Here is a 20,763-nt window from a genome sequence, read left to right as displayed (position 1 = left end):
CTTAAGATAGATTTAGAATAAAAGAATAACATCTACTTATCATTTTTTATCAATAAAGTTCATATATTTTATACGCTTTTTGTATTCCACATTTTTAATATACTGCTCCATATACTGGTAATCTGGTTGACCTTTCAAAGTTATAGGAAGTATTATTTTTTCTCTTGAAAGCCTTGCATCATTAATTTCACGGTTAAAATTATATTTTTCAGAATATCTATTAGCTATTGTTGCCACAAACAAATAAATATATTTACTAAACTCTTCATTCTTTAAGTGCGTTACATGATCACTAGCAACAAAACTATAAGGATGAAAAAAGCTAGCTCCAACACTTCCACTATTTGCAATAGTTATACAATTACTAAAAATTCTTACACTTTCTTTATTTGATAAAAAATTATCAACTCCATTTTTTGAAGCTGTAGAAGAAATATAAGGCATATCACCTTTTATTTGAGCATTTTTTATTAGCCTCTTACCTCTCTGAATTAGAGTAAAAATATCTTTAACAAAAAACTCTTTCCACTCTTTGCTTTCCAAGGGCTCGATTTCTTTATATTCTAAATCTGCTAATTTTTTCTTATTATAGTCCAGGTATTTTACTTTTTTAGCTTCTAGAAGATTTTTGGAATAATCTTCCATAAATTGATAATCTGGTTTTTGCTTTTTATTTATAGGTAAAAAGATAGTCTCTCTTTTAACCACATTTAATTGAGCTTGTCTCCCATAAGAATATTTATATCCCTGTCTATTAATCATTGTGGTTAAAAACAAACCTATATATTTATTTATCTTTTGACTCAAGATAACTGAAACATCATGAGAACAATAAAAACTTTTAGGTTGGTAGAATGAAGCTAATGAAACTTTTTCTATAGTTATAGAGTTCTTTGGAAAAAGAGGTTTATTTTTAATAAACTCAATTATTCCATTATTATTAGTAGTAGCTGTAACATAAGGGTTGTAACCTAATTCTAAATACTTTTTACCTAAATAAACTCCTTTAGATAACTCAAATAGTTTTCCTATTTTATATGGTTGCCACTCTCTAGAATCAAGATTATTTTTCATTATCGCTATCCTCAAATAGATACTCTCTATTTTGCATAATCATAGAAAATTCAAATGTTAAATAATCTCCTATAGTTTTCTCAAAATCAGCATCAGTTGGTATCTCATCGTTAAAATAATAAAAACTATGTAACCATTCATCTTGAGCCTCGACAGTCGTTTTTACACAGAATTTAGTTTCTGGTTCAATACGCTCAAACCACACATCTAATAGATGCTGTTTTCTATCCTTAGCTTGCTCTGTCTCTATCAGTCCAACATGTTTACCAACTTTATAACCATCTTCCCTAAAATCTATAAATTTACAAATCTTATCTTCAGGATGCGGCTCACCTGCTGTAAATATCGCAATACATGGCATAGTCCCTACACCATAGAAAGTATTTGGATTTAAAGTAATCACTCCTTCTAAAGTATGCTTTTTAAGAATATTTGCTTTAGTAGTTTTCTCCTCTTTAGTTTTACCAGTTACCGATGATTGTGGAATAATTACAATAACTCTTCCACCAACAGTCATTGAATCTAGCAAATGCTCTGTAAAAGAAATCTCGTATAAGTCAGGATTTTTCTTAGAACCTTGAGAATATGGTGGATTCATCATCCCTACAGTTGGAGACTGCAATTGCAACTTACTTGGTTCAGTAGTTAAGAAATTATCATTTAAAAGATTGCTTTTACCATCGCCACGCAAAATCATATTTGTCGTTGCAATCGTAAACATATACGGTTGCAACTCTATACCATGCAACTGCTTTTGTTTTATGCTTTTTTTACGAGATTCACTATCTGCTTTATCAAACATATAATGCATTGCAGCAATCAAAAACCCTGCTGTACCAGCACATGGATCAAGTACAACATCATCTGCCTGTATATCAACTAGTTCACAAAACAAATCCGTAACGTGTTTAGGCGTAAGTACAATACCTAGAGTCTGCCCATCTCCACCAGAATATGACATAAACTCACCATAGAAGCGACCTAAATAATCCTCTGAGGATTTTGTATATTTGATGCTCTTATAAATATTCTCATCTAAAAATTCAGCATAGTGTTTCAATGGTGTTTTCTTTAAAGTTGCATTTACTTCATTTAAGACTTTTGTATCTTTTATTATCGAGAATTGACTTAATATTTTATCTCTTTTAACCTCTGGAGATACATTAGCTCTTTTTAAGTTAAGTTCAATAGCATTATAAATCTTTTGACCATCTGTATTGATGCTATCACCAGTAAGGTTATCTATAGAAAAATTTTTAGATTCAATTTCTCTGAGTGCCAAGAGGATTCCTGAAACTACCAGAGGTTTATCAATATCTTTTAGACTTCCATAATTACGTAAATCTTCATGTAAAGTTGCAGCATCTTTCAAAATCTCAGCTAGTTCTTTTTCTTTGTCAGTTTCTTCTTTTAGTATTTCTCTAATATAATACTCATCTATATTTTTATCTGAAAAACTTATAAAAGATTCTACTTCTGGCAACTCTCTATAAAATTCTGTTTCATCAACATAAATTGGACTTATGTTTATGCTTTTTTTCATCTCCTGAGATACCAAAAGCAATTACTTTTTTATAAGATGTATTTTTTGCTAAGTGCTTTGCATAGAATAAAGCACCATTCATAGCATAGTTTTTAACATCAGATACTTTTGAACTTATAATGTTATTTTCTAACTTACAATGTTTGTTAATATCCGCTTTGTTTTCTATCACGATTAGAAAATCTTTCACAACCCCAACGAACTCCGGAAATCCAACTTTACCAGAACCACTCTTTGAAGCGGTCTTTAAAGCTTCATTTACTTCATAAATAGAACTACCCTGAGGCTCTAACTCTATACCAGCCTCTTTTGATAAAAAAAAACCCAATAATCTGTCTTTGCTTCTTTTTTTGCCATTATTCAACTCCGCCTTAGATTCTACGATCAAGTCGTAGAATGACAGCTTTTTTACTAAACCCTAACACATATCCGTCATTCGTCATACTACGGCTTGACCGTAGTATCCAAAAGCCAAAATGTAAAATCAAATCCACTATCTTAAGATACTAACACACATTTTCAATACTTCACCCATCTATGGGAGAGAGTTTTAAACCTTACTCCATCCAATCCACTACAACTTTCCAACCTAATGGTTGATACTGCTTATTCATCAAATTAACAAACTTATTTTTCGCCTGTTCAATATGCTCTTTTGATGAAGCTACATTATCTGTAAGTTTTTGAACTTCTTTATATGCGATATTTGCCAGATGATTATCAGGATCAGTATTTATAACACCTAATCTAGGTAATACCTTAAATGTATACGCTTGCCTACTTAATTGTTTAGTTTTGTCAAAATCTATTGTAACGGATGTTACTTTGGGTGGTTTAACTCTTAGTGTTATAGTTTTATCTTTCTCATCAATTTTGATATCAGATTTATCAATATTTGTCGATAAAGTAGCAGATGCTTCATAGCTATATTTAGCAGTATTTTCAACTAATGTACCATTATCAGAGACATATAAAGAATTACCACTGACCGTAACTTTTAATGTAGATAATTCACCGATTTTTTGAACGCTAACAACTGTTGGAACTATCTCATTATCCTTCTTGATTGTAACAAATAATGCTGTAATTATCAGTATTACGATAATAAGAGTGTATTTTAGAAACTTAGACATCTATTTACTCCTCTATAGAAAAAGTAAAGCTAGAATAATCAATATTATGAGTATCACTACATATCGCATTTTTTGTTACCTTTGTAATTTTTCATATTCTTTTAACTAGATCTAATATTTCACCTATATAGCATTCCATTACATTTACTCAAAAGAATATACACAAATGCCATTGCTAAACTTTTCTTTGGATTCTACGATCAAGTCGTAGAATGACAATCTTTTTACTAAGCCCTAACATATATCCACTAGTTGTCATACTATGGCTCCGACCGTAGTATCCAAAAACCAAAATGTGAAATTAAATCCACTATGCTAAAATACTAGCATACAAATCTAACCATCTAGGATTAAACTTATTTATTAAGTCTAGTTTCCATTTTCTTTGCCAAGTTTTTAATCTTTTCTCACGATAAATAGCATCTGTTATATTATTAAACTGCTCATAATATACTAGCTTTTTAACCTCATATTTTTTGGTAAAACCATCAGAATAACCCTGCTTATGCTCGTAAACTCTTTTAATTAAATTTGATGTTACACCTATATAAAGTGTTCCATTATATTTACTCGCAAGAATATACACAAATGCCATTATCAAGCCTTTCTTTAGATTCTATGGTCAAGCCGTAGAATGACTTTATATGTTTTAAACTCCACTCAAACTAACAGTAGTACCCTCAGCTATTAACCTACTAATATCATTAACAAACTCATACACCGAGAATGGCTTTCGAAAATACTCAAACTTAGCATCAACATCATCTAAAGATACTTTTATCTCTAAGATATTTTCTCTTTGAATATCAGTAGTGGCGATATTTTTCTTGAGATTATCTAATACTTTTTTTAGGTTAGTTGAATTTACATTTTGACTTCTTAAATTCAGCTCAACTTTACTAAAATTCTCATCAATATATTGTGATATTGGTTGTACCTTATCAACACTTAGCTTATTGCACTCTCTTTGATTATCGCGGCTAACTTTACCCTCTACTACAACCACATCATCAACTTGGATATTATCCTTAACTGCAGCAAATACATCTTCACCAACAAGACAATCTGCTCTATCAAACTCATCATCAATATTAATAATATACAGAACTCTACCCGTTTTAGTTTTTCGTCTAGCTGGTGGTGTTATCATACTTGCAATAATTCTTACAGAATTACCATCCATGTTTGGTTTTTGGATTTTCTCAAGATCACTAAAGCTAACATGATTACGCCAATGACTTTCACCATCAATAATATGCCCTGAGAAATACATTCCTAATGCTTTTTTCTCATTAATCAAAAGCTCTCTAAGATTCCACTCTTCTACAATACACTCTCTTTCAAGCTCTGTATCAGTATCACTCTCTTGTTCTGTGAAGCCAAACAAATCATTTTGCCCAGCAGCAGCCATTTCATTCACATAACCAGCATTTTTGATAGCTTTTTCAATAGAGTTAAAAGCTGTTGCTCTATTTCTAGAGATATCCTTAATAGCTCCTGCAAAACATAGTGCTTCGAGTGCTTTTTTATTAACCTTACGCAAGTCTACTCTACGAGTTAGATCAAAAATAGAACTAAACTCACCATCTGCCTCACGCTCATTAAGTATACTTTTAATTGCTTCACCACCAAGACCTTTGATAGCACCTAACCCAAGTAAGATCATGCCTTTTGAAGGAGCCACACAGTCATAGACACTCTTATTCACATTTGGAGCTAAAACTGTGATACCCATATTCTTAGCATCTAAAATAAATTTAACCAACTGATCTGTATTACCCATATCTCCTGACATAAGAGCAGCCATATATTCATCAGGATAATGTGCTTTTAACCAAGCCGTTTGATAAGCAATCAACGCATAAGCCGCAGCATGAGATTTGTTGAATCCATAACCAGCAAAAGCTTCCATTTGGTCAAATATCTCATCAGCAAGTCCAGCTTCGATATTATGATATTTAGCGGCACCCTCTTTGAAGATTTTACGCTGTTGCTCCATCTCTTCTGGCTTTTTCTTACCCATCGCACGACGCAACAAATCTGCTCCACCAAGAGTATAGCCAGCAAGCTTTTGCGCCATTTGCATTACCTGCTCTTGGTAAACTGGGATACCATAAGTCTCTCTTAGAACTTCCTCTAGTAATGGATGTAAATAGATAGTTTGCTTTCTACCATGTTTACGATCTACGAATGTTGGGATATTCTCCATCGGACCAGGACGATATAGTGCTACTAAGGCGATAATCTCCTCAAAATTTGATGTGCCAAGATCTTTGACAATCTGTTGCATACCTTGTGACTCTAGCTGGAATATACCAATAGTTTTACCAGCCTGTAGTAGTTTAAATGTCTTTTCATCATCAAGAGGAATATCAGAAATATCTAGAGGCACTTCATTAGCTGGTCTTTTAGCATTGATACTTGCAATAGCATTTTTGATAATCGTTAAGTTTTTCAGTCCCAAGAAGTCAAACTTCACAAGACCAACATCTTCAACATCGCCCTTATCAAATTGGGTAACTATATCTCCACCTTTATCTTCACAATATACAGGTGCAAAATCTGATATCACAGTTGGCGATATCACAATACCCGCCGCATGCTTACCTAAGCTTCGTGGTAGACCTTCTAATTTTTGAGCTTTTTCAACAATCTCAGCAACTTCTTCATCTACCTGCATTTCATCATATAGAGGCTCACCTTCATGGAGAATCTTCTTAAATGTTGTCCCTGGCGTTTCTGGTATTAGCTTAGCAATCCTATCTCCAAAACCAAAACTCTGTCCCATTACACGCACTACATCTCGCACTACACCTTTAGCAGCCATAGTACCGTAGGTGATAATTTGCCCAACACTTTGCTTACCATATTTTTGCTCTACATATTTGATAACTCTATCTCTACCTTGGATACAGAAATCAATATCAAAATCAGGCATCGACACCCTTTCAGGATTTAGAAATCTCTCAAAAAGTAACCCATACGGTAAAGGATCTATATCGGTAATAAGCAGTGAATAAGCTACTAATGAACCAGCACCAGAACCACGCCCAGGACCTACTGGAATATCATTCTCTTTTGACCATCTAATAAAATCCTCAACTATCAAGAAATAACCAGGAAAGCCCATATCGCAGATAATATCGATCTCACGTTGTAGTCTATCTTTATAGACTTTTATAATATGCTCATGTTTATCAGCTGGTCTATTTTCTAAAATTTTTGCTAAACGTTTATCTAAACCTTGATAACATAGCTTTGAAAAGTACTCTCTCTCTGTTAAACCATCTGGAATATCAACCGTTGGCAAACATGGTTTACCTAGATCAAATGTTACATTACATCTTTTTGCTATTGCTAAAGTATTCTCTAACAATACTGATAGCTCTGAGAAGGTTTGATACATCTCATCAGCTGATTTTAGATATTGCTCTCTTGTAAATTTAGATTTACGCGACTCATCAAGAATTGTTGTTTTTTCATTGATACAAGCTCTGATTTCATGAATATCATAATCATCTGACTCCATAAATACCGTCAAGTTTGTCGCTACTGCTATGAGATTATGCTCACTTGCGAATTCAAGTGCTTTCTCATTGTATAAGCCCTCATTTTCATACTCAAGTTTATGAATTTCGATAATATAATTATCTCTACCAAAAATTGCGATATTTTCACTAATAATTTCTTCAGCCTTGATATTATCTTTAGCTAAAATAGCTTTACCTAGCTCGCCATTCTGACCACCATTTAGACAGATGACATTTGCCAAATTTATATCTTTTAGCCAGTCTTTGGGGATTAATGGTATTGAACCAAACCTATCAGCCTCTTGATATGCTTTTGAAACTAGATTAACTATATTTTGATAACCTTGATTATTTTCTGCTAATAGTACTAAGTCACATACACCAAATTCTGTATCAATCTTTAGCTCTACGCCAAAGATAGGCTTAATCCCATTTGATAAAGCTTGCTTATAAAATTTAACCGCAGCAAATAAATTACACACATCGGTTAATGCTACCGCGACAATACTTTTATCTTTCGCTCGAGCAAAAAGATCTCCTAAACGAACTGTACTATCAACAACAGAATATCCTGTATGGACACGAAGATGAGAAAACATTTTAGTCACTTATTATTTATAAACTTAGCTACAAATATTACTATAAATAACATTTAAAATCATACCTCTTTGCTATAATGACTTAGTTAATACGCATACTTTATAGCAATTGCTAAGTCTAAAAATAAATTGCATAGCATTTTTCATTAATCTAAAATCTCTAAAATATTTTCTATATAAAAGTAACAATGTATATAAACAAAAAATATTCTTTACTGATACGAATTTTAAAAATACTATTTTTAGCTATCACCGTCATATCCTTAGTAGCCTACGTAAAACCTTTTTTCAATGCTAAATATTTGTCTGACCAAACCTTTAAAAGTGTAGAGGATCAGTCTTTAGGCCTTATAAGAAAAAATCAGATTAGTACCTTTAACAACAAAACCCCGCGCAATTTGTTCACCAACTTTTATTACAAGTCTTTGGGATCTTGGATTGGTTATCATCAATACTACTATGATGTGATAAATTGCATATCTCCCAAAAATATTAAAGTTAATGACCATACAATTAGTGAACAAGATATCAATGTTAATAAAATGCTTGTAGCACTTCTAAAAACAAACTTTAAACTTCAAGATGTACCTAACAAAGCAACCGGTAACAAACTAGATATAACCCTAGGCACAGGTGCCGAGAAACAAACTTTCTACTTGGCAAAAAAAGAAAATGGTGATTGGTACTTTACTCAAGAGAATTTTGATAATAGTAAAACAACCGAAAAATTTATTGAATATAGACAAGAAAAGAACTTTACCATAGATAATATAAAAGATGTCTCAATGCCTATATTATCATATATGAGATTTATTTTTGGAGTCAACCAAAGTTATCGTTTTGACATGCAAGATGCTTTTGCAACTATGGACATTCAATGGGTACCTCAAAATATTAGAGAAGGTTATGCTTCATTTGTTGCCTTTAGTATGAATAAAATATTCGAAAATGCTGATATAACCTTTAGAAATATTCCAGGAGAAGTTCTTCCTAGTAGTAATCTTGTAATGATATATACATCTCCTGAAGTTGGTAAAAGTATATACCTTGAATACGTCAAAGATACCAGTACTGGTAAATATAGCTGGATATTTACCAAACAAACTTTATTAAATGCTGTTGATACATACCTAAATGATTCGATTGACTCTCCTAGGGACCCTTTAAACTACAGTTTACATTATACTATCTGGGAAAACATCCCTGCTCTTTTGACTGAATATAATCAATTTATATACAGCATGATTATATGCATCATATCACTAACGTTATTTTATATCTCTTATAAGCTAGCATTTTGTCTTCTAAGTCCAGTCTTTAGAATCCTTAGTAATATATTTGAAAACAAAGACTTCAAAACCATCAAAAAACTTAACATTGCAACATCATTGATGATATCTATGTATATTGGATATTTCTTCTTTTTTAACTCAATGATTATCTTTGTAGATGCCTGTTATTATATTGATCTTGTATTTAGGATTGTGTACGGCATTGTCATTATGTTCTTATGTACAGAAATAGTGAATGTGTTGTGCTCGTTTACAATATCTTCTTACAAAAAAGTCAAAGATCCAAACAAATCAGCAAGATTTGCCTTTGCACTGATTATCGCAAACAAGATAATTAATCTAATTATAATTCTAATTATTACAGGATTCATTATTCAAGAGCTTGGAATTGATATGATTCATTTCTTAGCAGCTCTTGGGATTGGTGGTCTTGCTATTGCTTTGGCTGGTAAAGATACAATTGAAAATCTCTTTGGCTCAATAATCCTAGCTATAGAAAGACCTATAAAAATTGGTGACTGGGTAATTATAAAAGACAAAGAAGGAATAGTTGAGAAAATAGGTCTAAGAAGTACGACTATTAGAACATTTGAGGATTCGGCATTAATTATCCCTAACTATGCTTTTGTAACATCACAAATCAATAATATGGGTGAGAGGATATATAGAAGATATATGACTACTCTTGAGGTTGATGAATCAACACCTACCGCTAAACTTAGATCCTATGTTGATGCTATCAATGAGTTAATCAAGAATACTTCACATATGAGAAAAGAAGGATATTACGTAAGAGTAAATGATCTAAAACCTGCATCTATAAAAATATTAGTTTATGTTTTCTTTATCTCTGCGGATTGGGGAGAAGAGCTAGAGCAACGAGAACAGTTCATTATGAGTATGTTAGACTTAGCTGAAGAGATTGGTGTCAAACTAGCACCATCACAAAAAATTCAGTTTGATGCTAATTATTCAGACTAAATCATACCCTAAAGTTTTTATTAATAAGTATGAAAATAAAAAATCTTTTATTCAGCATAATTCTTTTTTTGATAGCTAACCAAGTGTTAGCAAATACTGAGCTTGATACTAATATTAAATCAGATTCCAAAAAACTTGAAAAAGACACCGAGAATCTTTATAGATTACCGCCAAACTACTATAACATTAACGATCTTGACGATATAACCAAGAAGACTTTTAAACCATCAATATATGTCGCAATTAATGGCGGTTGGGGGCAACAAACCAACATGTCTAAAGGCGGTGGAACTGTAGTTGCTAACTTAGGATATAGATTTAGTGAATCTTATGCTGTAGAGTTTGTATACCAAAATTTTCTTGTTAGCCAATACAATACGACTCAGGTTAATAACTATTTTGCTGGGGCTGCAAAATACTATTACAAAATAAATAATTATGTAACCGCATATGCTGCTGCCGGACTTGGAATTGGACACACAAATATTAATGGTATAGTTAATCAACATAATGCTCCAAGTAGCTATTTAGATACAAATAATACATGGGGAGGATTTGCAGTCTTCCCAGTTGGAGTTATGTTTCCAATCAAGTACATCGATAATCTTAGTCTAAAAGTATCTTATACCTATACAATATCATTTACTGGTGAATCACAAAACTTCGTAACATCTGGCTTACAGTACTCATTTTAAATAATTATGCTTTTTTAAATTAGGATAAATAAATTCTCATAAAGAAGAGTTTATAATCCTCAAAACCACTATATTCGTTGATTTTATGTCAACAAAATAAAAATATTATTTCCTATCTTTTTCGACCACAAAAACTATAATAATCTTCAACAGCAAAGCTAAACTAAAACTAATCCACAAAGCCAAAAGTATAAAATGATAATTTGACATATTAAAATGTGCCTTTAGAAATCCCCATGCTGACATACATAATGCTACTGAAAATGTTATCATCGCAGCAGCAGTGCCATGTCCTTTGGTAATATTACTCATAGCGGCACCTGTAGCCATGGGTATAAAAAAGCCTAAAAAATAACATATTAAATGCAAAGTTGTCACAGTACTATATGATGATAATTCTAAAGAGCTATATAAAATTATAAAAATAAATATAATAGCTAAAATACCTAGATTATAACGTTTCTTATGGCTACTATCTGCCTTGATGCGATAACTAAATATCCCAAGTATGTATAATAAAGATGTCACCAAAAATACTATAGTAAAGACATCCATAGACATATTTAATTCATCAACCAACAAACCTTTAAATGAGCTCATCAAAACACCCAGATAAAAAGAAAAAAGTATTGCTACAATCATTACATTTAAAAGATATCTAGGCTGAGATAGTGCATGAGCAAAGCCAGATAATATTTTAGATGCTGGAATTACGATCTGTCTTTGAGCATCAGAGGTTAATATTCTTATTGAAAATATAAATAATACTACTTCAATAATTGCCATACAAAAATAAGCTGCTCGCCAAGAAATCGGAATTAATAATAAAGCTAAATATGTACTAACTATAGGTGCAACTATTATCATTACTGATAAAACCGAATATGCTTTTTTCATCTGGCTATTATTATCAGCATTACGCGATATCAATGCTCTAGCAATAGATGAGTAACATCCCGTACCAAGCCCCAAACTTACAAAACCAACATATACAGCATAGATACTATCAGACAACCCCAAGCAAATTAAACCAAATATAGACAAGCTCTGTGAAAAAAATAATACTCTCTTTGCTGTAAAAACATCTGATAAAGTCGCAAATAAAATCGCAGACACACTAAACATAAAAAAAGATAGACTCATAGCTATCTGAGTTACGTAATCAGACAGACTTAAATTAGATGCTAATGATGGTGTTAGAGTCATTGAAATTGTTAGAGTCATATATCCAACGTATGTCAGAAAGTATGCTAATAAATTCTCTCTTTTAACACCACTTATCACACGCATTAGCTTTATGGCAGAACAAAACACTTGATACGATTATATACCATTTAGATTTATAAGCGTTTATTTTCTAAAACTCTGCTTGTCAGATATTTTATAGTCTAAGAAATTACTAATATGATTCTTTTTGTCTTTAAATACAAAATTATTATATACAATCATATACATTAGAACCTTTCTAACATAATGACGGGTTTCACCGAATGGAATATTCTCTATCCAAATGGTTGCCGGAACTTCTTTGTTATTCAACCATTTAGCAACATTTCCCGGACCAGCATTATAAGCAGCTATTCCTAATACAGGATTTTTATCAAAAAGCTTCTCTAAGAAATATAAATTAGCTGTACCAAGCTTAATGTTATTCTCAGGTATAAATATTTGACTAGCCATGCTTTCAGACTTATCACCTATTAGAGGTAACTTATATTTCTTTGCAATAAATTTAGCTGTAGGCTCTGTTACTTGCATTAGTCCCTTTGCACCTGCCCATGATCCTGCTTCAACATCAAACAATGACTCCTTACGCATTATCGATAATACCAAATCTTGGTCTATACCAAATTCTTTAGCATTCTTCTCAACTGTATCTAAAAATGCTTTCGGGAACAACATATCAATATTATTGTATTTACCAATTACAGCCATATTAAATATTGCAGCATAGTACATTTTATTATCTTCTGCTAATCTAGCTAACTCTTTGATCTGTATAATATCTTTATTCTTAAGTTTATTGCGTATCGTCCACTTCCAAAGACTTGTAGAATCCTTAAATTGCTCAATCTGATATAAATCTATTGCCTGTTGAATAGCCTCTTCAGATTCAAGTTTTTTAGCTTCGCTACTATCTAACTTATCAGCATTATCGTTACCAAAATTATATGGCTTATCAAGCTTGTCAGATGCTAGGAATGAGTAATAATCTAGAGGAGTCTTAGTTAAATTCACATATATCTCATCCGCTTTTGCTTTTTGACCTACTTGTTCGTAACTATATGCTAACCAATATTTCCACGCCTCATCTTGCTGAGATTTCTTAGGTAATTGATCATATGTTTGTATATAATCTTTGAAATTCTCGTTGTATAAATCTACTCTTAGCAACCATTCCCATGCTGTGGTATCAAGATATTTCTTATCGACTCTCGCTAACCAATGTTTAGCTTGTGGTGATTGTGATCTAGCAAAACTAACCGCTATAGCCGAGATACACTGTTGTTTAATCTGATTGCTAAGATATCTTTTGTTTTTTAAACTATCCCATATTTTTGCATATTGCTCAGGATTCTTTTTAACCAAATCTGTCGATATATTGACGAAGATTTTGTCAAAATTTCTATAGTTATGGAATCTATTTATAAAACTGTCCAAACTACTAGGAGTTTTTATAGCATTTTGCCATGCTGATATATAGTTCACATAATCTTTATTATCTTTAACATATGTATTTAGTAACCATAAACTATCATCAAACTTATTAGCAAAAGCCAGAGTATATGCCTTTGTAATTAGATACTCTTTTGATTTATCTTCAGAGTTATCCCAATATTTTTGCATATCATTACATGCTGATGGCATATAGACACGATTCTGCCAAAGCTCTCCATATTCATTTATAGCTTTAGATTTATTACCTAACTCATATTTAGCCTGCATTGACCAGCATTTACCTGATACACCCAGATCTCCACTATAATATTTCTGGAAATATTGCCAATCTTTTTTATTGGCATAGTAGTTTGCTAAATCATCTCTAAGTTGACTGCTCCAGTAACTGTTTTGATTCTCTTTGAGATAATCATCTATTGTTGCTATCTCAAAGATAGCAGGATCTATAGCTATTTCTTTATATTGAAGATATGGATATATGCTTGTATCTTTAAGCTTTGTTTTTAGATAATAGTATGACTTATAATCTTTTTTGTCTAAAGCTTTTATCGCTTGTTGTGAATACTGTATCTGCTGGTTTGTAAGACTATAACCAATACCTATTGATAAGAATGCTATACTTCCTATGATAAACTTTTTTTTACTTAACACTTCTAGATATACAAAATTTATTTTGATAGAAATACTAACATTATTAACAATAAAAGCCCAATATTATTACTGGGCCAAGTTACTTCTTAAAATCGAATTCATTCGAAATATTTGTATTTAGTAAGTCACTTAACTTTAGTTTTTTATTATCCTTTAGAATGACATTATTATATACGATCATATTAACCAAAACCTTTCTTACATAATGACGAGTTTCCCCAAATGGAATATTCTCAATCCATTGTTTTACCGGAATTTGCTTATCTGTTAGCCATTTGTTAACATTACCTGGTCCTGCATTATATGCTGCAATAGCTAGGACTAAATTACTCTTAAATAAACTATCTAGAAAATCTAAATTGGCTGAACCAATTTTAATGTTTATATAAGGATCAAATATTTCATCTGATGAATTACTGATATTATAGCCTAATCTATATTTATCAGATATGAAATTAACCGTAGGAACCGTAACTTGCATCAAACCCTTTGCGCCCACGTATGACTTTGCTTCAATTTCAAATAAAGATTCTTTTCTCATTATTGAATAAATCAAAGCCTGTTTTAAATCATATTTATTAGATTGCTCTTGTACAATCTCATCAAATGCATCTGGATATAATAAATGCACTTGATTGTCCAAACCCATCATATGCATACTAAATATTGCTTGATAATACATTTCATATAGCCAAGCCAATTGCGCTAAAAGAGGTATTTCATTTCTATAGCCATCTGAAAACTTTTTACGAACTATCCATTTCCAAAGTTTTACAGAATCATTAAATTGTCCCAATTTATGTAGTTCAATAGCATGTTTAATATCAGGATCTGATTCAAGCTTCTGAATTTCAGAATAAGATATACCATTGTAAGAATTACCTCCATAGTTATAACTTGACCCTATAGCATCAGCAGATAGATATGCATAATAGTTATATGGGATTTTAGCTAGCTCAGTATAAATTGGCTGAGCTTTATTAGGCATACCAATTTTCTGATAACTATAAGCTAACCAGTATTTCCATACTTTTTCTTGTTGTACCTGTTTTGAACTATTAAGATAATCTTCTATATAACCACTATAGTTAGAATTATATAAATCAATTCTTAAAATCCAATCCTCCGCAACTTTAGAAATATGCTTTTTATCAATTTCCCATAACCATTGCTTAGCATTACTATCATGATTTTGTGCAAGAGCAACTCCTATTTTCTCATCTATCTGTTGTTGCACTTGATAACTTAGCAGCTTTCTATATCTTAACTTTTGCCAAACCTTAGCATATTTCAAAACATCAATTTTTACATTATCACTGGCAATATCCAAAATCACATCTGTAAACTTTGGATATTCATGATATTTTTTTATAAAACTATCTAAATTGTTAACACTAAGATTATAAGTAACGTACTTCCACTGATTTATGTAATTAGCATACTCTTGATCTTGTTTAACATATTTAGACAGAAGTTTTGACGAATCATTAAAATCATTATTCAATGCTAGATTATGCGCTTTCTCCAATATACACCGCTTTTCTTTTGGAGTATATTTTTTGACATCTTTATCCAACCCCACACACTCTGGCGCATTAAATTTATTTTTTTGCCAATACTTAGCAAAATCCTTGATAGCCTTATTTTTATCTACCTTACTCTGATTATCTGCAACCCAGCACTGGCCTACTGTTTGCAAGTCGCCATCATAATACTTTTCAAACATTTTCCAATTTTTAGTTTTAGCATAATATATTGCCAAGTCATCACATAGCTCAGATGCCCAATACTCATCCTTATGAGCTTTGAAAAATTGCTGGATTTGTTGTTGAGAGAATTTATCAGGATGTAAAGATATCTCTTTATAATTTATGTAAGTTTTAGTTTTTTGATCGGTAATGTTGTTTTCATTTTTAACTATCAAATAATCTTGATAATTTTTTTGTTGTAGCAAATCTATAGTTTGTTGAACATTTTTGATCTGCTGATCTGTTAAGCCATAGCAGTAACTTGATATCAATATTAGTATTAACGCCCCAAGTTTGTGCTTAAACTTAAAAATCATAACTATTATTTTACTCTATCAACTAATTTCATCACAAAATCAGCTGATCTATTTGCGGCCATTTTTGCGAACTCATCAAAATTCTCTGGAGCATCGCCATCAGCCGTATCTGAGATACTTCTTAGTATGAAGCTAGGGATATTCATTTCATTACAAATAAGATTAACGCTAGCTCCTTCCATTTCTATAGCTTTTGCATCAAACTCTTTAACCACGAAATCTTTTCTTTCAGCAGAATGGACAAACTGATCTCCAGTAGCGATTACTCCAGTATGTAAATTTAAATTAAGCTCTTTTGCAATTATTTTAGCTTGTTCTAATATCCGTGCTGAAGTAGCAATCTCAACTTCAGAAATAGGAATCTTACCATAGGAATAGCCAAAAGCTGTAATATCAACATCATGCTGAACTGTTGCGGTTGCAGCAATCATATCACCTACTTGCAAATCTTGAAGCCCACCAGCCACTCCTGTAAATAACAATGCATCCACGCCAAAATGCTCTATCATTATTGTTGCTGTCAAACTTGAGAAAACTTTACCAATCTTACTGTACGCTATAACAAGCTCTTTGTCATTATAGTTAGCAACATAATATTTATTATTTGCATATTCTACAATTTCATATTTTTCTAATTTTTGTAATATCGGCTGGATTTCAATTTCCATAGCCCCTAATATCGCTATTTTTTTCATTCTATACTCTCTATATCTATTTTTGTTATCTTTCTAAATCCTTGAGGTAATAATACACCACCACCTGATGGCTTGTCTGTATAGTATGTTTCAAAGTTTTTATTATCAATACGAATAAACCTTTTACCTGCATTGAGAGTAAGCTCTTGCTCTGGTTTGAATAGCTCTATAAATTTAAGCTTATCTTTTTTATCTAATTTAATTATAGCTTTACCCTTACCTTTTTTAAGAACCGCAAAACTTTCAAAATCACGAATAATCGCCCTACCTTGCGAACTAACTGCAAGCATCTTCAAATCTTTATCATACGGTATGAACTTAAATACATCATCAGCATCAAAGATATTTTTACCTGTAACTTTATTTGCTATCAAATCTTCAGCTGGTATCACGAAGCCTTTTCCGCTAGTACTAGCAATTAAAAAATGCTCAGCAACATTAGCAAACTCTATATTAATAATCTCATCCTCTTTATCTAAAGGAATATATGTGGTTATGTGCTCACCATAGCCTCTAGCTGATGGAAACTTATCGACATACATCGAATATGCTTTGCCAAGCTTAGTAAAGAAAACCAATTTAATATTACTATTACCAGAAGTTGCCAAATATGGTTTATCTTCAGGCTTATAACTTAAGCCATTAGGATCGATATTATCTCCTTTAGCATATCTTACCCAGCCAGCTTTTGATAAGATAACAGTAACTCTTTCACTAGGCATCAGATCTTTCTCTTCTAGAGCTTGGGCTTTATCAGCTTGAACTATTTTAGAGCGTCTACTATCACCAAAATCAGAAAGAATTTGTTTTAATTCTTTTTTCATTAAGTTTTTAAACTTAACTTCACTATTTAGATACCCTTCAAGTAACTCTTTTTCTTTTTGTAACTCTTTCTGCTCTTTTTTAATTTCAATTTCTTCAATCTTTGCTAATTTACGTAGCCTAATATTCAAAATTGCTTCAGCCTGAATTTCAGAAAGAGCAAATCTACTCTGAAGCTCTAAACTTGGATCATCATAATTTCTTATAATATCAATAACTTCATCAATATTTAAAAAGGCTATCAACAAACCTTCTAAGATGTGTAGTCTATCTAAAACCTTATCCAAACTAGTTTGTAATCTTCTGCGTAGTGTATGTCTACGATACTCCAACCATTCATTAAGTATATCTAATAGATTCTTAACCTGAGGTCTATTATCAAGACCAATCATATTCATATTTACACGGAAACTTTTTTCAAGATCTGTAGTCGCTAATAAATGCCCCATTATTTTTTGAATATTCTTCTTTGTCGATGCTGAATATAGGACTATTTTGACAGGTTCTTTATCATCTGATTCATCTTGGATATTTTTAATCCAAGTGATCTTTTGTTGCTTAAGCTGATTAGCAATTTGCTCCATTACCGAAGCACTAGATACCTGATGAGGTAATCGAGTAATTATCACATTACCATGATTATCATACTCATATACAGCTTGCTGACGTATAGAGCCATTACCAGACTTGTATACTTCAGCGATCTCTTCTTCACTACTAATAATATTAGCGCCTCCTGGATAATCAGGAGCCTCGATTATTTCTAATACTTCTTCAATACTAGCTTTAGGATTAGACAATAAATGCAAGCAAGCATTTATCACTTCTGTAATATTATGAGGAGGTATATATGTTGACATCCCTACCGCAATTCCCATTGCCCCATTTAGGAGAATATTTGGTACTTGCGCTGGTAAGAGTTTTGGCTCATCCATTGTACCATCAAAGTTTTTAACCCAATCAACAGTACCTTTTTTTAGCTCATCTAACAATAATACTGCATATTTAGATAAGCGTGATTCTGTATATCGCATTGCCGCAAATGATTTTGGATCATCAATTGAGCCCCAGTTACCCTGCCCATCAATAAATGGATAGCGATATGAGAAATTCTGCGCCATCAACACCATTGCTTCATAACAAGCACTGTCACCATGAGGGTGATACTTACCCAGCACATCACCTACTGTACGTGCAGACTTTTTATATTTAGATAAATGACTTAAGCCAATTTCACTCATCGCATAAATAATACGTCTCTGTACAGGCTTAAGCCCATCAGAAATATGAGGTAGTGCTCGATCTAATATCACATACATCGAATAATTTAAATATGCTTGTTCAGAAAACTCTCCTACAGACTGAGTACTTCCTAAGCTCGAGAATAAATCCATTTGGTTTTATAAAAAAATAAAATATTTTAATCAAATTATATATTAAATATACTACTGATTCTATGACCATACTAATTAGAGTTCTAGAGTATTTGTATCTTTCTAAAGATTTATTATATTCAAAATCATATCACTATTGATTAATCCATAAAATTTAATATAAAATATAATCAGTTATGATGCATTTTAAAGTTTAAATTGCTTTTGATATGATAAATCTAAGATCTTTTTGTAATACTCTTTATCCTTAATTATCAGACCTATTCTATATAGTACTTATTTTGCTAAATATTGTTATCGCAAAAAGTACTTACTCACAACCAAAAATTTTCAAGTAAAACAAAATAACTGTAATAGGTGTATTATGATATACGATCAACAAAACAATAAATATAAATATGGCGATAACCAACCAGGTAATAATTCAGTTTCATATCAAGACTATCCTCAATTACATCAAATAAAAAAGAAACTTCCTCTAAGAGTGCTAAATACTAGTGATTTCAAACACTGGCAAACTTATGGTTATGTAGTCATTAAAAATGCTATTTCAAAAGAAGATGCTAAACAAACTGCCGATTTCCTATGGGAATTTAGTGAAATGTCGCAAGATGATAAATCAACATGGAAACCAAGCAAAACTGTATATCGAATGCAGGAGCTTAATGGTAGTGGTATGCTTGAGTGCTATCACCATCCATTATTATGGAACAATCGTCAAAATCAAAGAATATATAACGCTTTTGTAGATATTTGGGATAGAGAAGATTTATGGGTTACTATTGATAGAGCTAACTTAAGTTTACCCATCAAATATAACCAAAAAAACTTCAGTGGTTTTTTACATTGGGATGCAGATTCAACATTAAAACCCTTACCTGTAAATGTACAAGGTGTATTAGCATTAAGTGATACAACATTATCTAGCGGTGGCTTTCAATGTGTTCCTGAGCTATTCAAAAATTTCTCAGAATGGGAGCAACAACAACCAGCCGATAGAAATCCATTTACACCAAACATGGAAACAGTTCCATATCCTACAAAATCAATTCTTGTCAAAGCTGGGGATCTTATTATTTTTAATGCAATGTTACTTCACGGCATTCGCCCAAATACATCTGATGATGAAGTAAGATTAGCTCAATATATATCAATGACTCCAGCCGAGTCTGCTAATCAAACTATTAAAGATTGGCGAGTTAAATCATTTGAAGAAAAAACAGCTCCTGATGGTTTTGCTTTTGAGGGCGATCCAAGAGAATGGGAAAAAAACAAATATCCTTCAGCCAAACTAACTTCTCTAGGAAAGCAGCTATTAGGATTAAATAGTTACTAAGTTTTTTGTGCTTTCAAGTTTGAACTATCATTCATAAGTTAAAGTGGTTTTACTCTATAACTAAATCTTCCGGCCAAATAATATAATCCCCATATCTACCTTTTTTAGCCTCACCACCAACTAAAATACCTTTCTCAGTAAGTTGGTATTCGTTATTCTTATCTTTTATTAAAAATTCAAGAAGGACTAATTTTTCCATTAAATCTGATGTTTTGATTTTATATTTACTAGCAAGCTTAGATGAAGTAATTTAACTCCGTGTATGTAAATGCAA

General features: G+C 31.8%; 14 protein-coding genes and 1 pseudogene. 3 read left to right on the top strand and 12 right to left on the bottom strand.

The window, feature by feature from the left end; genetic code table 11:
- Positions 1–39: 39 nt before the first annotated feature.
- The 6 genes from ACKTR7_RS07625 to dnaE form a co-directional block, all read right to left on the bottom strand.
- Complete coding sequence (locus ACKTR7_RS07625; RefSeq protein ID WP_407877748.1) at positions 40–1,074, bottom strand: restriction endonuclease subunit S; 1,035 nt, start codon at positions 1,072–1,074, stop codon at positions 40–42.
- Complete coding sequence (locus tag ACKTR7_RS07620; RefSeq protein WP_407877747.1) at positions 1,064–2,617, bottom strand: HsdM family class I SAM-dependent methyltransferase; 1,554 nt, start codon at positions 2,615–2,617, stop codon at positions 1,064–1,066. The genes ACKTR7_RS07625 and ACKTR7_RS07620 overlap by 11 nt, the downstream gene beginning before the upstream one ends.
- Positions 2,580–3,005, bottom strand: coding sequence for a hypothetical protein (locus tag ACKTR7_RS07615; RefSeq protein ID WP_407877746.1), 426 nt, complete (start codon positions 3,003–3,005; stop codon positions 2,580–2,582). The genes ACKTR7_RS07620 and ACKTR7_RS07615 overlap by 38 nt, the downstream gene beginning before the upstream one ends.
- A gap of 169 nt (positions 3,006–3,174) precedes the next feature.
- Positions 3,175–3,750 (bottom strand): DUF4230 domain-containing protein, encoded by a 576-nt coding sequence (locus ACKTR7_RS07610; protein ID WP_407877745.1) that lies wholly within the window; start codon positions 3,748–3,750, stop codon positions 3,175–3,177.
- A gap of 310 nt (positions 3,751–4,060) precedes the next feature.
- Positions 4,061–4,345 carry a GIY-YIG nuclease family protein gene (locus tag ACKTR7_RS07605; protein ID WP_407877744.1) on the bottom strand — a complete coding sequence of 95 codons (285 nt, stop codon included), beginning with the start codon at positions 4,343–4,345 and terminating at the stop codon, positions 4,061–4,063.
- A gap of 54 nt (positions 4,346–4,399) precedes the next feature.
- The gene (dnaE, locus tag ACKTR7_RS07600) at positions 4,400–7,879 is read right to left on the bottom strand and encodes a DNA polymerase III subunit alpha (protein ID WP_407877743.1); all 3,480 of its coding nucleotides are present in this window, start codon (positions 7,877–7,879) and stop codon (positions 4,400–4,402) included.
- Between the two features lie 464 nt (positions 7,880–8,343).
- On the opposite strand from dnaE, the gene ACKTR7_RS07595 reads away from it, so the two are divergent.
- A complete protein-coding gene (locus ACKTR7_RS07595; protein ID WP_407877742.1) occupies positions 8,344–10,152 on the top strand; it encodes a mechanosensitive ion channel family protein in 1,809 nt (602 codons plus the stop codon).
- 29 nt (positions 10,153–10,181) lie between these two features.
- A complete protein-coding gene (locus ACKTR7_RS07590) occupies positions 10,182–10,847 on the top strand; it encodes an outer membrane protein (RefSeq protein WP_407877741.1) in 666 nt (221 codons plus the stop codon).
- A 105-nt stretch (positions 10,848–10,952) separates the two neighbouring features.
- On the opposite strand, the gene ACKTR7_RS07585 is transcribed toward ACKTR7_RS07590, so the two are convergent.
- From ACKTR7_RS07585 to parC, 5 genes are all read right to left on the bottom strand, one after another.
- Complete coding sequence (locus ACKTR7_RS07585) at positions 10,953–12,137, bottom strand: MFS transporter (protein ID WP_407877740.1); 1,185 nt, start codon at positions 12,135–12,137, stop codon at positions 10,953–10,955.
- A gap of 60 nt (positions 12,138–12,197) precedes the next feature.
- Positions 12,198–14,177, bottom strand: coding sequence for a lytic transglycosylase domain-containing protein (locus tag ACKTR7_RS07580; protein WP_407877739.1), 1,980 nt, complete (start codon positions 14,175–14,177; stop codon positions 12,198–12,200).
- 79 nt (positions 14,178–14,256) lie between these two features.
- Positions 14,257–16,242, bottom strand: coding sequence for a lytic transglycosylase domain-containing protein (locus ACKTR7_RS07575; RefSeq protein ID WP_407877738.1), 1,986 nt, complete (start codon positions 16,240–16,242; stop codon positions 14,257–14,259).
- 5 nt (positions 16,243–16,247) lie between these two features.
- Positions 16,248–16,937 (bottom strand): 5'-methylthioadenosine/adenosylhomocysteine nucleosidase, encoded by a 690-nt coding sequence (locus ACKTR7_RS07570; protein ID WP_407877737.1) that lies wholly within the window; start codon positions 16,935–16,937, stop codon positions 16,248–16,250.
- Positions 16,934–19,153 carry a DNA topoisomerase IV subunit A gene (gene parC / locus ACKTR7_RS07565; RefSeq protein ID WP_407877736.1) on the bottom strand — a complete coding sequence of 740 codons (2,220 nt, stop codon included), beginning with the start codon at positions 19,151–19,153 and terminating at the stop codon, positions 16,934–16,936. The genes ACKTR7_RS07570 and parC overlap by 4 nt, the downstream gene beginning before the upstream one ends.
- Positions 19,154–19,517: 364 nt before the next feature.
- Here parC and ACKTR7_RS07560 point away from each other — a divergent pair, with 364 nt between their 5' ends.
- Positions 19,518–20,489 carry a phytanoyl-CoA dioxygenase family protein gene (locus ACKTR7_RS07560; RefSeq protein WP_407877735.1) on the top strand — a complete coding sequence of 324 codons (972 nt, stop codon included), beginning with the start codon at positions 19,518–19,520 and terminating at the stop codon, positions 20,487–20,489.
- A 49-nt stretch (positions 20,490–20,538) separates the two neighbouring features.
- On the opposite strand, the pseudogene ACKTR7_RS07555 reads toward ACKTR7_RS07560, so the two are convergent.
- Positions 20,539–20,739, bottom strand: a pseudogene (locus ACKTR7_RS07555) (phospholipase D family protein); the annotation flags it as partial.
- Between the last annotated feature and the right edge of the window lie 24 nt (positions 20,740–20,763).

Origin of the sequence: Francisella sciaenopsi, from assembly GCF_045862875.1 — a bacterium.
Classification (GTDB): Bacteria; Pseudomonadota; Gammaproteobacteria; order Francisellales; family Francisellaceae; genus Francisella; species Francisella sciaenopsi.
Note: the sequence above shows the minus strand (reverse complement) of the source record. Positions and strands in the feature narration are given on the sequence as shown.

Excerpts from the sequence above, each read along its gene's own strand:
- ACKTR7_RS07575 (WP_407877738.1), bottom strand. The coding sequence starts at position 16,242 with ATGATTTTTAAGTTTAAGCACAAACTTGGGGCGTTAATACTAATATTG.
- ACKTR7_RS07570 (WP_407877737.1), bottom strand. The coding sequence starts at position 16,937 with ATGAAAAAAATAGCGATATTAGGGGCTATGGAAATTGAAATCCAGCCG.
- ACKTR7_RS07625 (WP_407877748.1), bottom strand. The coding sequence starts at position 1,074 with ATGAAAAATAATCTTGATTCTAGAGAGTGGCAACCATATAAAATAGGA.
- ACKTR7_RS07560 (WP_407877735.1), top strand. The coding sequence starts at position 19,518 with ATGATATACGATCAACAAAACAATAAATATAAATATGGCGATAACCAA.
- dnaE (WP_407877743.1), bottom strand. The coding sequence starts at position 7,879 with ATGTTTTCTCATCTTCGTGTCCATACAGGATATTCTGTTGTTGATAGT.
- ACKTR7_RS07585 (WP_407877740.1), bottom strand. The coding sequence starts at position 12,137 with ATGCGTGTGATAAGTGGTGTTAAAAGAGAGAATTTATTAGCATACTTT.
- ACKTR7_RS07610 (WP_407877745.1), bottom strand. The coding sequence starts at position 3,750 with ATGTCTAAGTTTCTAAAATACACTCTTATTATCGTAATACTGATAATT.
- ACKTR7_RS07590 (WP_407877741.1), top strand. The coding sequence starts at position 10,182 with ATGAAAATAAAAAATCTTTTATTCAGCATAATTCTTTTTTTGATAGCT.
- parC (WP_407877736.1), bottom strand. The coding sequence starts at position 19,153 with ATGGATTTATTCTCGAGCTTAGGAAGTACTCAGTCTGTAGGAGAGTTT.
- ACKTR7_RS07605 (WP_407877744.1), bottom strand. The coding sequence starts at position 4,345 with ATGGCATTTGTGTATATTCTTGCGAGTAAATATAATGGAACACTTTAT.
- ACKTR7_RS07620 (WP_407877747.1), bottom strand. The coding sequence starts at position 2,617 with ATGAAAAAAAGCATAAACATAAGTCCAATTTATGTTGATGAAACAGAA.